Raw genomic sequence first — 15,918 nt, 5'->3', positions numbered from 1 at the left:
TTAGGGGGCGAATTATGAATAAAGAATTCTTCACAAGAAACAGAAAAGCATTAGAGAAAAATTTAGATGACAATAGTATATTGCTATTATTTTCAGGCACAGCACCATATAAGTCTGCTGATGAATTATATCAATTCATACCAAATAGAAATTTCTACTATTTGGCTGGTATTGATAGAAATAAAATTATATTTCTAATGAGTAAAATTGATGGAAAGGTTTCAGAAAAGCTATTTATAGAAAGGCCAGATCCAGTTATGGCAAAATGGGTAGGGGCTACGATTACTGAGGAAGAATCAATGGAAGAATCAGGAATAGAGGATATTGATTATCTAGATAAATTTGAAGGAACTTTTAGCTCTATATTAAGTAGAAATAAAATAGAAAAGATATATTTAGACTTAGAAAGACAGGAAATCAGTACATCAATAACTGAATCACAAGCTTTCGCTAAAATGGCTATTGAAAAATATCCATATATGCAAATAAAAAATATTTATTATGATATTGCAGCATTGAGAATGATAAAATCAGAAGAAGAAATAGAGCTAATTAGAAAAGCAATAGAAATAACTAATGAAGGCATAATGAATATGCTAGACAATATTAAACCAAATATGATGGAATATGAAATTGAAGCATACTTTGATTTTACTTTGAAGAAAAATGGAATAACAAATAGAGCTTTCCCAACAATAGCTGCAAGTGGTGAGAATGCTACAATATTACACTATGTAGATAATAATTCTAAATCAGAAGATGGAGACTTAGTTCTTTTTGATTTGGGAGCTCAATATAAATATTATAATGGGGATATAAGCCGTACATTCCCTATAAATGGCAAGTTTACAGAAAGACAAAAACAGATTTATAATATTGTCCTAAAAGCACAAAAAGCAGTTGAAGAGGCAGTAAAACCAGGACTTCCTTATAAAGAATTAAATGAAATTGCTAAACAGGTGTTAGCTGAAGGATGTAAGGAGTTGGGATTAATAAAGGAAGATGAAGAACTCTCAAAATACTATTACCATGGCGTTTCACATTATCTAGGGCTAGATACACATGATGTAGGAGAATATAACGTTGAACTTAAACCAGGTATGGTTATAACCAATGAACCAGGCCTCTATATTGAAGAAGAGGGAATCGGAATAAGAATAGAGGATGATTTATTAATTACAGAAGATGGATGTGAAAATTTGTCTAAATATATTATAAAAAGTGTAGAGGAAATAGAGGCCTATATGAATAAATAATACTGTAACAGGTAAATAGTAATTATTAATATATAGAGGTAAAAAATAGATGGATTTTAAAAACAAGTTAAGAAAATTTTCTTAACTTGTTTTTCTATAACTAGTACTTTTATTATACTTATGTTAGAATGATTTGTATAAAAAGGCATTATACTTATTGTTAAATTGAGCTAAGAAGTAATAGACTTTATTTGCTTACGATAAATAAATTAATTTAAGAGGAGAAAAATAATGAAAGTTGCTATAATGGGGGCTTCAGATTCAGTTGAAAAGATATATGGGGTTCTTTCTAAAGAACATAGAAATATAGAGTTTGTTAAATATGCAGAAGATGAGATAAAAAAACTTATTGATATGGCAAGAAACATAGATTTTACAATAGATGGTATTTTTCTAACTGGAATAGGTGTTTATTCTGAACTATCTTCAAAGATAAAATTTGAACAACCAGTTGTGTATACAGAAAGAGGTATAATAGGTATTATTAAAGCACTATATGAATTCCGTAGTGATTTTGGAGATACGAAAGATCTAAAGATAGCCTTGGATATAATTAAGGAAAAGGATTTAATCGATGTATTTAATGAGTTTAATATAGAGGTTAAAGACTATGATATTCAAAGGTATTTACCTGATAAAAGTGAAGAAGATTATATAAAATACTATCTAGAAAAGTATGAAAACAAGGAGATAGACTGTATCTTTACATCTTTCGGATATATATATAATTATTTTAAAACTCAAGATATTCCTGTTTATAGAATACAAGCAACAAATATTGATATCAAAAATAGATTTATCCAATTAGAAAACAGCATTAGATTTAAAAATATTCATGAGCGTGTGATTCAAATACAAATTATTCAAGTAGTTGGAGAAGAAAATAAATTTTTGCAGGAAGAAATACTTATCTATTCTAAGGAGATAGAAGGTATGATGCAGGTCATAGGACCAAATGAATATCTTATTATATCTAATAAGGGAGCATTATTGAGTTCGGAAAATATAAACTCCTTATCTAGAATAATAAATAATTGTAAACTTAGTAATATTATAATTGGTGTAGGAATTGGAGAAGGATTAACTCTCTATCAGTCTGAAACAAATGCCAGAAATGCCTTAAGAAAAAGTATTTCTGAAAAACAATGTAATGTTTATTTTTATGATGGACAAAATGTAATAGGACCAATTATGAACAAAGGTCAAATTAAATATAAGAATCTATCAGATGAAAAAACTATACAATTATCTAAAAGAATTGGCATTAGTTCTCAGTATATTGAAAAGATAAATGGTGTAATTAATAAACTAGGAAGAGATGAATTTACTAGTCAAGAGCTATCAGAAATTCTTTCCATAAGTGAACGGAGTGCAAATAGAATTTTGAAAAAAATCATAGATACTGGATATGGTGAGGAATCAAACTTAGAGAATTCCTTAGGACCTGGAAGACCTCGCCGTAAGATAAAGATGAAATTATCTCAATAATAATTAGATAAAATATTGACAACCATTTAAGCTTATAATATAATCTAGGTAATTAAGGACGTATTTAGGACACGGACTTAAAAGACAAAAGGAGGAGTAAATATGAATCATATGGTTTATGCAAATCATCCTATTATATGGCTTGTATCCATAATAGGAATATCAGTTGTACTAATTCAGTCTATATTGATAATCAAAAAATCAATTAAGGCAGGGGTAGACATGGGAATGGACTACTCTAGAATGAAAAAAGGTATCAAAACCAGTGCAATTAGTAGTATTGGACCAGCACTTGGAGTAGTAGGAAGTTTATTGGCATTATTAGTTACTATGGGTTCTCCCATATCTGCTTTTAGATTAAGTGTAATAGGTGGTTCTAACTTTGAGGCTATGGCCGCAAACTTTGGAGCGCAAGCACTAGGGTCAGAACTTTCCACAAATATGACTCCAGTAGTATTTACGAATGCTTTATGGACAATGGCTTTGGGTTCAATTGGATGGATTATATTTGTATATTTATTTGCCCATAGAATGGATAAGGTAAATAATTTGTTGACAAGTGGAAGAAAAGCATTATTACCAGCAGTTAGTATAGGTGCTATGCTTGGTTCTTTTGCATATTTTAATGTTGGAAATTATATAAAATTTAGAACAAATCCAGATGTAACAGTTTCAGCTGTGGCAGGCTTAATCATTATGATTATTTGCTTGAAATTGGGAGAAAAGAAATTTACTTGGTTAAAAGAATGGGCTCTAACAATTGCCATGTTTGGAGGAGCAATTATTGGAACTATAACTATTTAAGTATTGGAGGAATATAAATGAATGTCTATGATGAATATATTAAGGATGTTACAAAAATAGGTAGATTTACAATGATCCTTGGATTGATAGTATCTATACTTCCACCAGCAGTTATGACTTGGGGATTTGGATTTAATCCAGGACTTGGAGCAATTATTGCAGGAGCAATTTCTCAGATTTCAGTTTCAGGAGCTTTTTATTTCAGTGAACCTATTAGTTACTTTCCTATAGTGGGAAGAGCTGGACTTTATATGGGATTTTTATCAGGAAACTTAGTAAATGCGAGAATACCAGCAGCAGTATCAGCTTTAGAAGGTTCAGGATATAAATCTGGTACTGATGAAGGAGCTATTATGGGAACAATAGGAATAGGCGTTTCTATATGGGTTGGAATTATATTTTTATTATTAGCTGTATTTGCTGGACAAAGTGTATTGTCTGCATTACCGCAATCATTTACAACAATGCTATCTCTTATTATCCCAGCATTATTTGGTGGAGTATTTGCTCAATTTGCAATAAAATCACCAAAGGCAGGTATCTTTGCTATTGCTGTTGCTTATATAATGACAAAAGTTGTAGCTTTTATTCCAGGTCAGCCTTCATTTATCGTTACTTTAGTATCAGTATTTGCAACTATTGCATTTGCTAAGAAACAATTAAGTAAGCAGATAGATGGAAAATAGATAGTTATTCACTCACTAGAAAAAGGGAGGTAATAGACTTGAATAAAGAAAGATTAATAAATAGTTTTATAGAAATGTTAAAGATTCATTCACCTTCAAAAAAAGAAGGAGAATTTGCAAAACATATGGTTAATTCATTAGAAAGTCTAGGTGCAGATATATACCTAGATGAAGGATATTTACAATATGGTGGTGACTCTCCTTCAATTATAGCCAAAATTCCTGGAGATATAGAAGGGGAAGGAGTAACACTTGCTGCCCATATGGACGTAATAGAGCCTAATTTAAATGTAGAGCCAATAATAGAAGGTAATATTATTAAAACCAATGGAACTACTACATTAGGTGGGGATGATAAGGGTGGAATCGCAAGTATTCTAGAGGTTATAAGAACTATTAAAGAAGAAAAAATATCACATAAAGATATTTATGTAGTCTTAACCCCTTGTGAAGAGATTGGTATGCTTGGTGCAAAATATTTTGATTGGGACAAGGTGCCAAAGTATATGATGCCTGCAAAAAATATGATTGTAGTAGATAATTCAGGGGATGCTGGTATTATTGCACATTCTGCTCCAAGTAAGTATGATTTTGAGATTAGATTTAAAGGTAGAAATGCCCATGCTGGAATAGAACCTGAAAAGGGAATAAATGCTATTGCCATGGCAGCACACACTTTAACGCATATGAATACAGGTAGAATAGATGATTTAACAACATCAAATGTTTCCACAATAGATTCTAAGTTTCCTTCAAATGTAGTTCCAGATATATGTACAATGACTGGCGAAGTAAGAAGTCATTCTGAAGAAAAAATATTAGAGATTCTTGAATCATATAAAAATATATGTGATAAAACAGTTGAAAAATTTGGTGGTAGCTATGAAATTAATTACAAATGTGATTACCCAGTACTAAAGCCAAAGGATGACTTAAAATTTGCAAAAGAATTTGTTAGAGTTTATGAAGAAATGGGAGTAGATTCTGAACTTAAAGTAATTGGAGGAGGTTCAGATAGCAATATATTTGCTGAACAGGGATTTAATTCAATTATTATTGGCGTTGGAATGAATAAAGTTCATACAGTTGATGAGTATTTAGAGATTGATGAATTATTTAAAACCACAGAAGCCATTATAAGATATATAAAGAAGGATGAATAATAATGGGCATTGAAAAGGAAAAAATTAAATCTAGAGTAATCTCAGCAATTGATGATAACAAAGATTTGATACTTGAAATCGGCAGAATGATTTATAATAATCCAGAACTTGGATTTAAAGAATTTGAAACTACTAAGCTTGTAAAAGACTTTTTTAAAAAAGAATTAAATATTGACGTAGTTGAAAATATTGCATATACAGGCTGCAAGGCTGAAATAAATAAAGACAAAACAGGACCTAAAGTTGCAGTTTTGGGAGAGTTAGACGGTATAGTTTGTGGCAATCATAAAGATGCACTAGATTCAGGAGCGACTCACACCTGTGGTCACAATATACAAATTGCAGGAATGTTAGCTGTAGCAATTGGCCTTATAAAATCAGGTGTATATGAGGAATTAGATGGAAAGATTGATTTTATTGCAACGCCTGCTGAAGAATTTATAGAATTAGATTATAGAAGTAAACTTAAGGAAAAAGGAATCATTAAATATTTCGGAGGAAAGCAAGAATTAATAAGAAATGGAACTTTTGATGATGTAGATATTTCCCTTATGTTCCATGCTTTAGACACAGGGGATAAAAAGGTATTAGTAGGACCTGTATCTAATGGATTCATTGGAAAAGATATTAGATTTATAGGTAGAGAAGCTCATGCTGGAAATGCTCCTCATAAAGGAGTAAATGCACTTAATGCAGCACTATTGGCTATGAACAATATCAATGCCCAGAAAGAAACCTTTGAAGATAGTGATAAGGTAAGAATTCATCCAATTATAACTAAAGGTGGAGATATTGTAAATGTAATACCTGCTGATGTTAAGATGGAATCATATACAAGGGCAAGGACTGTACAAGCCATGGTAGATGCTAACAAGAAGGTTAATAGATCATTAATTGCCGGAGCTATGGCTGTAGGTGCAGATATTGAGATTAAAGAGATACCGGGATATTTGCCAATTTTAAAACATGAAAAGATGGAAGATATACTTCTAAAGAATCTATTATATCTTGGAATAAAAGAAGATGAAATAATAAAAGGTGGAGATTTTACAGGATCCTTTGATTTAGGAGATGTATCACATATTATGCCGACGCTGCATCCTATGTTTGGTGGAATAAAAGGAGAGCTTCATTCTAAGGATTATTGTATAATTGATGAGGAGTATATCTATTTAGAGCCTGCTAAGTCATTGGCTTTATCAGTAGTAGATTTATTATTTAATGATGCAAAAGAGGCTAAAAACATCCTTAAAGATTTTGTTCCAGCTATGACAAAAGAAGAATATTTAAACTTTATGGATTCAAATGATGGAATCATAAAAGAAAGATTTCTAGATAAATAGATTTGTATATAAATTAAAAAGCTTTATATAAGATTAAATCTATGAAAATGGGAGAAAAATACTTTCAGGCAAGAATATAGGAAGGCTGTTCAATTGTTATCTATTGGACAGCCTTTATTCATACCTGAAAAGTCTCTAGAATATAAAGTCTATATAATAGATGGTATTGGCATTAGAACATGAAAAATCAAATCGAAATATTTACTCCAGAATCTCTCTGGAGTTTTTTTATAGAATTGTATAATAAATGAGCAAAGGTAGAAACTAAAGGGGTATATTAGACTTATTAAGTATAAAATGAAAAGGAGTTATTATGACTAAGAAAAACAAACTAATAAAGGATAGTTGGAAATTAGATAATAGCTATGCTAGGCTGCCAGAGATATTTTTCTCAAACATTACCCCAAATTCTGTACCATCACCTAAATTAGTTATCCTTAACTATAATTTAGCAAGGACATTAGGGTTGGATATTGGAGAATTGCAAGGTAATGAGGGAAGAGATATATTAGTAGGAAACAAGGTTCCAAAGGGAAGTACACCTATTGCACAGGCATATGGAGGACATCAATTTGGACATTTTACTATGCTTGGAGATGGGCGAGCTTTACTTCTTGGTGAACAAATTACACCATTAGGACAACGATACGATATTCAATTAAAGGGGTCAGGCAGAACTCCATATTCTCGTGGTGGAGATGGTAAGGCAGCAATACAACCTATGCTTAGGGAATATATTATAAGTGAGGCAATGTATAATCTTGGAATTCCCACCACCCGTAGTCTAGGGGTGACTTTAACAGGCGAAGAAATAGTTCGTGAGACTAAATTACAAGGAGCAATACTTACTCGTGTTGCAAGTAGCCATATAAGAGTAGGCACCTTTGAATATGCCATGAGATGGGGAACAAAAGAAGATCTTAAGATATTAGCTGATTATACAATAGAACGTCATTTTCCATATATTAAGGATGAAGAAGAACCTTATCTTTCATTACTTCAAGAAGTAATAAGGCGTCAAGCATCTCTTATTGCGAAATGGCAATTAGTAGGTTTTATTCATGGTGTTATGAATACTGACAATATGACAATAAGTGGAGAGACTATTGATTATGGTCCTTGTGCTTTTATGGATATTTATAGTCCATCTACTGTATTTAGTTCCATAGATATTCATGGGAGATATGCTTATGGAAATCAGCCTAATATTGGAGCTTGGAATCTAGCAAGATTTGCAGAAACGCTACTTCCTTTACTTCATAAAGATCAAAATAAAGCTGTTGATTTAGCTCAAGAAGCAATATCAGAGTTTAGTAGTTTATACTATAATGAGTGGATTAAAGGAATGAGAAGTAAGCTTGGGATGTGTAATGAGAAATTAGAAGATAAGGATATTATTGAAGAACTTTTAAATATGATGGAAAAGAATAAGGCTGATTATACAAATACTTTCAGAGGATTGACTCTAGATTGCCTAGAAGATATGGATTTGTTTAAAACTGAAGAATTTTCCAAATGGAAAGCTAAATGGCAAGATAGATTAAAGAGACAAGAGGAATCTAAAGAACAGGTATATTCTCTAATGAAAAACTCTAATCCTTCCATAATTCCAAGAAATCATCGTGTTGAAGAAGCTCTCGCGGCAGCAGAAGAAGGAGATTATGAGGTGATGAAAAAGTTTTTAAAGGTTCTTTTACAACCCTATGAATATTCTAATGAACAGGAAGTATATTCTAGACTACCTAAGGCAATAGACAATACCTATAAAACCTTTTGTGGAACTTAATTAATATATAGGAAATGCTTATTTTTAGGGCATTTCCTATAGTAAATAAGTCCGATTTATAAAAAAACACTCAAACATGTTGCCGTAAATAGACAATATGTTACAATATGTTACATAGGATGTCTTATTTTACGGAGGTGGATATGATCAAACTATGGAGAAGAAAAACTGAAGAACTAGAGAGTAAAGAAGAACCAACAGTAGTTAAGGAACAATCACAAAAGGAAATGAATAAACGGGCTTTAATTAAGAAGAATGAAGAAAATTTATTGTACAATTTAAACGTTAGGATAAAGGATTCTAATAATCAAGCTGAAAGCTTAATAAATATAATTGAAGTTATATCCAATAGGGTAGAGGAACAAGTAAAGGCTATTTCTGAAGTAGTAAATGAAATAGGAAATTATTCAGCTATGGCAGAGGAACTTAGTGCAAGCTCAAATACATCTTATGAAACAGCTAGAGAAACTTTAGGAATAATAGAAGAGGGCAGTAAGGCAGTATATAATACTATTGATTCTATGAATGAAATTGAGGAATCAATTTCATCAGTAATGGCAGAAACTCATGAACTTAAAACGGCTACAGCTCAAATAGATAATATACTGGATGTAATAAAAAGTATCGCAGATCAAACTGAGCTATTGTCTTTAAATGCAGCCATAGAAGCGGCAAGAGCGGGAGAAGCTGGAAGAGGATTTGCTGTAGTAGCAAATGAAGTTAAACTATTGGCTGAAAGAAGTACAACATCGGCAAATGATATCTCCAATATAATTAATAATATTAATAAAAGTGTTAATACCACAATTGAAGCTATTGAAAAAAGTAATGAAAAAATTAAAGAAGGTTCAAGTATTGCAGAAGAATCAAATATATCTTTTAGTAGGATAGAAAAAGCTATTCAAACTATGATAGAGACTATGAATGAAATAAATAATGCAATAGCCATTCAAACTGACAGCCTTGAGTCCATAGTAGCTTCAACAGATGAAATGTCCAATGTCTCAGATAAAGCAATGTCTATGGTAGAAAGTGCATTATTGAATACACAGTTTACAAAGTCAGCCTTAGTTGCACTAGGACAAGTTGTTAATTTATTAAATGGAGTTACAAAAGAATTAGTAGATGAAACAATTAGTTCAGAAAGAGAGATAGTTACAATAAGGAGTAATTTTTCTGAGCCTATTTTTACACTAGATCCAGCTATGGTAAATAGTATGGAAAACATGAGATTTCTTATGAATATACATACAGGATTATTAACTACTAGTGATACAGGAGATGTATTACCATCATTGGCTAAAAGTTGGTATGTAGAAGATGATAATCTTACTTGGATATTTAACCTTAGAAATAATGCAAAATTTCATAACGGAAAAATAATTCGTGCTGAAGATATAAAATATTGTTTGGAAAGAGTACTTTCACCAAAGCTGAGATCTCCTAATACTTGGTTTATAGATTATATAGATGGTGCAAAGGAATATATGGAGGGTATTTCCAATGAAGTAAGTGGGATTAGAGTAATAGGGGAGAACCAATTATCTATTAAGTTGTCTGCACCTTTTAGTGGTTTTTTAATGTTTTTATCTCAAATATGTTGTGCAGTAATGGACCCTATGGAATTAGAAAAGGGTAATCTCGTTGGATGTGGACCCTATATATTAGAGAGCATTGATAATGATTTATATAGATTGGTAGCCTTCAAAGAATATATAGGAGGAAAACCATACTGTGATATTGTAGAAATAGTAAGTGGAGATAAAAATGCTCTTGGAAACTTTATAAATGATAAATATGATTTTTATGTAGTACAAGGTAAACGAGAATTAGATCAGATAAAAGAGACTAAACACTATGAAAGTCTTAAAACTGAGGAACTACTAGCTACATTTTATCTAGGATTTAAAATAAAAAACACAGATTCTCAGTATACAAGTAAGAAAGTAAGGGAAGCCATTCACTATGCAATAAATAAGAAGAAAATAGTAGATGAAATGACAGGGGGCTTTGCATCAGAAGCCAAATGTATGATTCCATCTAAACTAGTGCCATCTGACCATATAAACGGATATAATTATAATCCAGAAAAGGCAAAGCAAATTCTAAAAAGTGAAAACGTGGATTTAAGTAAACCACTTAATATACTCTGTGGACAAAATATTCATGGTGCTTTAAGGTTTATAGAAGAAGATCTAGAAGCCATCGGAATTACATGTAAATATCATCAAGTATCAGATAAGGAACATGCGAATTCTTCTGATATATATAAAGGATATGATGTATACCTATATGGTTGGTATGCAGATGCAATTGAACCATCATCTTTTATAGAGCCATTATTTGCAACTAATAGTGCTTCTAATCTTAGTGGATATGAAAGCGAAGAACTTATGAGATTGTTAAAAATAGCAAAGCAAACATCTAATCCTATAAGAAGAGTGGAAATTTATAAAGAGATACAGAGAATAATATCAGAAGATGTACCATGTATACCTCTTTATCATCCATATAATGGAATCTGTACACAAGAGAGAATAACAAATGTTAATCTTTCTCCTTTAGCCATGATAAAATATGATAATATAATAAAAGAATAATATTTTATAAAAAGTATTTGCAAATCATAAAAAAACATGTTATACTAAATATCCAGTCAAAAATGGCTGGAGTTAGTGGCAAATTAAGTTTTTATTAAAAAATAAAAAACTTATAAAAACCATTGACAGAAAGAAACAAAAATGTTATTATAAGTAAGTTCCCTCGAGAGAGGAAACGAGAACCTAGAAAACTAAACAGTGTGAGAAACTTTGAATTATAAAAAGTAACACATGAAACAACAGTCAGCAAATTGAGCTGAATCAAACTTTTAAATGAGAGTTTGATCCTGGCTCAGGACGAACGCTGGCGGCGTGCCTAACACATGCAAGTCGAGCGAAGTTTTCAAAGTTGATTTCTTCGGAATGAAACTTTGATTATCTTAGCGGCGGACGGGTGAGTAACGCGTGAGAAACCTGCCTTTCACAAAGGGATAGCCTCGGGAAACTGGGATTAATACCTTATGATACTAATTCTTCACATGAAGGAATAGTCAAAGCGTAAAGCGGTGAAAGATGGTCTCGCGTCCCATTAGTTAGTTGGTGAGGTAATGGCTCACCAAGACTACGATGGGTAGCCGGCCTGAGAGGGTGAACGGCCACACTGGAACTGAGACACGGTCCAGACTCCTACGGGAGGCAGCAGTGGGGAATATTGCACAATGGAGGAAACTCTGATGCAGCGACGCCGCGTGAACGATGAAGGCCTTCGGGTCGTAAAGTTCTGTCCTTGGGGACGATAATGACGGTACCCAAGGAGGAAGCCCCGGCTAACTACGTGCCAGCAGCCGCGGTAATACGTAGGGGGCAAGCGTTGTCCGGATTTATTGGGCGTAAAGGGTGCGTAGGCGGCCTTTTAAGTCAGATGTGAAAGATCACGGCTCAACCGTGGTAAGCATTTGAAACTGGAAGGCTTGAGTTAAGGAGAGGAAAGTGGAATTCCTAGTGTAGCGGTGAAATGCGTAGATATTAGGAGGAATACCAGTGGCGAAGGCGACTTTCTGGACTTATACTGACGCTGATGCACGAAAGCGTGGGGAGCGAACAGGATTAGATACCCTGGTAGTCCACGCCGTAAACGATGAGTGCTAGGTGTTGGGGGTCAAACCTCGGTGCCGCAGCTAACGCATTAAGCACTCCGCCTGGGGAGTACGTACGCAAGTATGAAACTCAAAGGAATTGACGGGGACCCGCACAAGCAGCGGAGCATGTGGTTTAATTCGAAGCAACGCGAAGAACCTTACCAGGGCTTGACATGCCCCTGACTGGTCTAGAGATAGATCTTTACCTTCGGGTACAGGGGACACAGGTGGTGCATGGTTGTCGTCAGCTCGTGTCGTGAGATGTTGGGTTAAGTCCCGCAACGAGCGCAACCCTTGCCTTTAGTTGCTACCATTAAGTTGAGCACTCTAGAGGGACTGCCGATGACAAATCGGAGGAAGGTGGGGATGACGTCAAATCATCATGCCCTTTATGTCCTGGGCTACACACGTGCTACAATGGTCGGTACAACGAGCAGCTACTTAGCGATAAGATGCAAATCTCTTAAAGCCGATCCCAGTTCGGATTGCAGGCTGCAACTCGCCTGCATGAAGTCGGAGTTGCTAGTAATCGTGAATCAGAATGTCGCGGTGAATGCGTTCCCGGGTCTTGTACACACCGCCCGTCACACCATGGGAGTTGGCAATACCCGAAGCCAGTGAGCTAACCGTAAGGAGGCAGCTGTCGAAGGTAGGGTCAATAACTAGGGTGAAGTCGTAACAAGGTAGCCGTATCGGAAGGTGCGGCTGGATCACCTCCTTTCTAAGGAGTTCAAAAGGACTCACACTTGTTTAATCTAGTTCACACTGAACATTGAAAACTACAAATTGCAATATGAATAAGTAATTTAGGTCAAGTTATTAAGGGCGTAGGGCGAATGCCTTGGCACCAAGAGCCGATGAAGGACGGGATAAGCACCGATATGCTTCGGGGAGTCGCAAATAGACTGTGATCCGGAGATTTCCGAATGGGGAAACCTACTTGAGCAACCCTCAAGTATCATATACTGAATACATAGGTGTATGAAGGAAGACCAGGGGAACTGAAACATCTAAGTACCCTGAGGAGAAGAAAGAAAAATCGATTTCCTAAGTAGCGGCGAGCGAACGGGAAAGAGCCCAAACCAGATTTATCTGGGGTTAAGGACCAGCATAATGGAATAATGAATCTAATAGAAGAGGATTGGAAAATCCCACCATAGACGGTGATAGTCCGGTATATGAAAGAAGAGTTTACCAGCTGGTATCCAGAGTACCACGGGACACGTGAAATCCTGTGGGAAGTAGGGAGGACCACCTCCCAAGGCTAAATACTCCTTGGTGACCGATAGAGAAATAGTACCGTGAGGGAAAGGTGAAAAGAACCCCGGAAGGGGAGTGAAATAGAATCTGAAACCCTACGCCTACAAGCAGTGGAAGCACATTATTCGTGTAACCACGTACTTTTTGTAGAACGGGCCAGCGAGTTATGGTAGTGAGCAAGGTTAATGACTTAAGGTCAGGAGCCGTAGGGAAACCAAGTCTTAATAGGGCGACTAAGTTCCCTGCCATAGACCCGAAACCGGGTGACCTATCCATGGGCAGAGTGAAGTTGAAGTAAAATTCAATGGAGGCTCGAACCCGTTAGCGTTTAAAAGCTATGGGATGACCTGTGGATAGGGGTGAAAAGCCAATCGAACTCGGAGATAGCTGGTTCTCCTCGAAATAGCTTTAGGGCTAGCCTCAAGGAAAAGTGATATGGAGGTAGAGCACTGAATGGTCTAGGGGCGCATAGCGTTACCAAAACCTATCAAACTCCGAATGCCATACTCATAACCTTGGGAGTCAGACTATGTGGGATAAGCTTCATAGTCGAAAGGGAAAGAGCCCAGATCACCAGCTAAGGTCCCTAAATCCAGATTAAGTGGTAAAGGATGTGAGGTTTCACAGACAACCAGGATGTTGGCTTAGAAGCAGCCATACATTTAAAGAGTGCGTAATAGCTCACTGGTCGAGAGACCTTGCGCCGAAGATTTCCGGGGCTTAAATCTGGTACCGAAGCTGTGGGATTCGTAAGAATCGGTAGAGGAGCATTGTGTGTGGGTAGAAGGTATACCGTAAGGAGTGCTGGACTGCACACAAGAGAGAATGCTGGCATAAGTAGCGAAAGGTGAGTGAGAATCTCACCCGTCGAAAGCCTAAGGTTTCCTGAGGAAGGTTCGTCCACTCAGGGTAAGTCGGGACCTAAGCCAAGGCTGAAAAGCGTAGGCGATGGACAACAGGTTGAAATTCCTGTACTAGTTATAAGCGTTTGAGAAATGGAGTGACGCAGGAGGATAGGCTAAGCGTGCCGTTGGTTGAGCACGTCTAAGCATAAAGGAAGTGAGTATAGGCAAATCCGTACTCATAATTCTGAAATGTGATGGGGATCGAAAAACAAGTAGAGAAGTAGCTGACTCCACACTGCCAAGAAAAGCTTCTATCGAGCAAGTAACTACCCGTACCGCAAACCGACACAGGTAGGCGAGGAGAGAATCCTAAGACGAGCGGAAGAACCATTGTTAAGGAACTCGGCAAAATAGCCCCGTAACTTAGGGAGAAGGGGTGCCAGGGAAACCTGGCCGCAGTGAATAGGCCCAAGCGACTGTTTACCAAAAACACAAGTATCTGCTAAGTCGAAAGACGAAGTATAGGTGCTGACACCTGCCCGGTGCTGGAAGGTTAAGGGGAAGGCTTAGCGTAAGCGAAGGCTAGAACTTAAGCCCCAGTAAACGGCGGCCGTAACTATAACGGTCCTAAGGTAGCGAAATTCCTTGTCGGGTAAGTTCCGACCCGCACGAAAGGTGTAACGATTTGGGCACTGTCTCAACAATGGATCCGGTGAAATTGTAGTATACGTGAAGATGCGTATTACCCGCGACAGGACGGAAAGACCCCGTGGAGCTTTACTGCAGGCTGACATTGGATTTCGGCATTGCATGTACAGGATAGGTGGGAGACTTTGAAGCCAGGGCGCCAGCTTTGGTGGAGTCAACCTTGGGATACCACTCTTGTAATGCTGAAATTCTAACCTGATACCATGAAACTGGTATAGGGACACTGTCAGTTGGGCAGTTTGACTGGGGCGGTCGCCTCCTAAAGAGTAACGGAGGCGCTCAAAGGTTCCCTCAGCACGGTCGGAAATCGTGCGAAGAGTGTAAAGGCAAAGGGAGCTTAACTGCGACACCAACAAGTGGAGCAGAAACGAAAGTTGGACTTAGTGATCCGGTGGTTCCGAGTGGAAGGGCCATCGCTCAACGGATAAAAGCTACCCCGGGGATAACAGGCTTATCTCCCCCAAGAGTCCACATCGACGGGGAGGTTTGGCACCTCGATGTCGGCTCGTCTCATCCTGGGGCTGGAGTAGGTCCCAAGGGTTGGGCTGTTCGCCCATTAAAGAGGCACGCGAGCTGGGTTCAGAACGTCGTGAGACAGTTCGGTCCCTATCCGTCGTGGGCGTAGGAAATTTGAGAGGAGCTGTCCTTAGTACGAGAGGACCGGGATGGACAGACCGCTGGTGTATCAGTTGTCATGCCAATGGCACAGCTGAGTAGCTATGTCTGGAAGGGATAAGTGCTGAAGGCATCTAAGCACGAAGCCCCCCTCAAGATAAGATTTCCCACTTTAAAAGTTAAGACTCCAAGAAGACCACTTGGTAGATAGGTCTCAGGTGTAAGAGTAGTAATACTTTAAGCTAAGAGATACTAATAAGTCGAGGACTTGACCTAAAATATTGC

The 15,918-nt window shown here is 36.4% G+C and carries 8 protein-coding genes and 2 rRNA genes; all 10 read left to right on the top strand.

Annotated features, from left to right (window positions below):
• Window positions 1-14: 14 nt before the first annotated feature.
• Entirely contained in the window at window positions 15-1,256 is a 1,242-nt protein-coding gene (locus RBU61_RS11700; RefSeq protein ID WP_308875618.1) for an aminopeptidase P family protein, read from the top strand.
• A gap of 231 nt (window positions 1,257-1,487) precedes the next feature.
• Window positions 1,488-2,744, top strand: coding sequence for a hypothetical protein (locus RBU61_RS11695; RefSeq protein WP_308875617.1), 1,257 nt, complete (start codon window positions 1,488-1,490; stop codon window positions 2,742-2,744).
• Between the two features lie 102 nt (window positions 2,745-2,846).
• Window positions 2,847-3,548, top strand: coding sequence for a DUF5058 family protein (locus tag RBU61_RS11690; RefSeq protein WP_308875615.1), 702 nt, complete (start codon window positions 2,847-2,849; stop codon window positions 3,546-3,548).
• A 17-nt stretch (window positions 3,549-3,565) separates the two neighbouring features.
• Window positions 3,566-4,234: a hypothetical protein gene (locus tag RBU61_RS11685; protein ID WP_308875614.1), complete on the top strand. Its 669-nt coding sequence runs from the start codon at window positions 3,566-3,568 to the stop codon at window positions 4,232-4,234.
• A 38-nt stretch (window positions 4,235-4,272) separates the two neighbouring features.
• Entirely contained in the window at window positions 4,273-5,397 is a 1,125-nt protein-coding gene (locus RBU61_RS11680) for a M20/M25/M40 family metallo-hydrolase (RefSeq protein ID WP_308875612.1), read from the top strand.
• Between the two features lie 2 nt (window positions 5,398-5,399).
• Entirely contained in the window at window positions 5,400-6,740 is a 1,341-nt protein-coding gene (locus tag RBU61_RS11675; protein WP_308875611.1) for an amidohydrolase, read from the top strand.
• Window positions 6,741-7,053: 313 nt separating this feature from the next.
• A complete protein-coding gene (locus tag RBU61_RS11670) occupies window positions 7,054-8,526 on the top strand; it encodes a protein adenylyltransferase SelO family protein (RefSeq protein WP_308875610.1) in 1,473 nt (490 codons plus the stop codon).
• 143 nt (window positions 8,527-8,669) lie between these two features.
• On the top strand, window positions 8,670-11,126 hold the full coding sequence (locus RBU61_RS11665; protein ID WP_308875609.1) for an ABC transporter substrate-binding protein: 2,457 nt from the start codon (window positions 8,670-8,672) through the stop codon (window positions 11,124-11,126).
• A 269-nt stretch (window positions 11,127-11,395) separates the two neighbouring features.
• Window positions 11,396-12,926: ribosomal RNA gene (locus RBU61_RS11660) — 16S ribosomal RNA — on the top strand.
• Window positions 12,927-13,014: 88 nt separating this feature from the next.
• Window positions 13,015-15,909 (top strand): 23S ribosomal RNA (locus RBU61_RS11655).
• The 16S and 23S rRNA genes sit together here, the layout of an rRNA operon.
• The last annotated feature ends 9 nt before the right edge of the window (window positions 15,910-15,918 follow it).

The sequence above is a fragment of the Tissierella sp. MB52-C2 genome (assembly GCF_030931715.1).
Lineage (GTDB): Bacteria > Bacillota > Clostridia > Tissierellales > Tissierellaceae > Tissierella.
The sequence above is the reverse complement of the archived record's forward strand: the minus strand, read 5'-3'. Positions and strand labels throughout refer to the sequence as shown.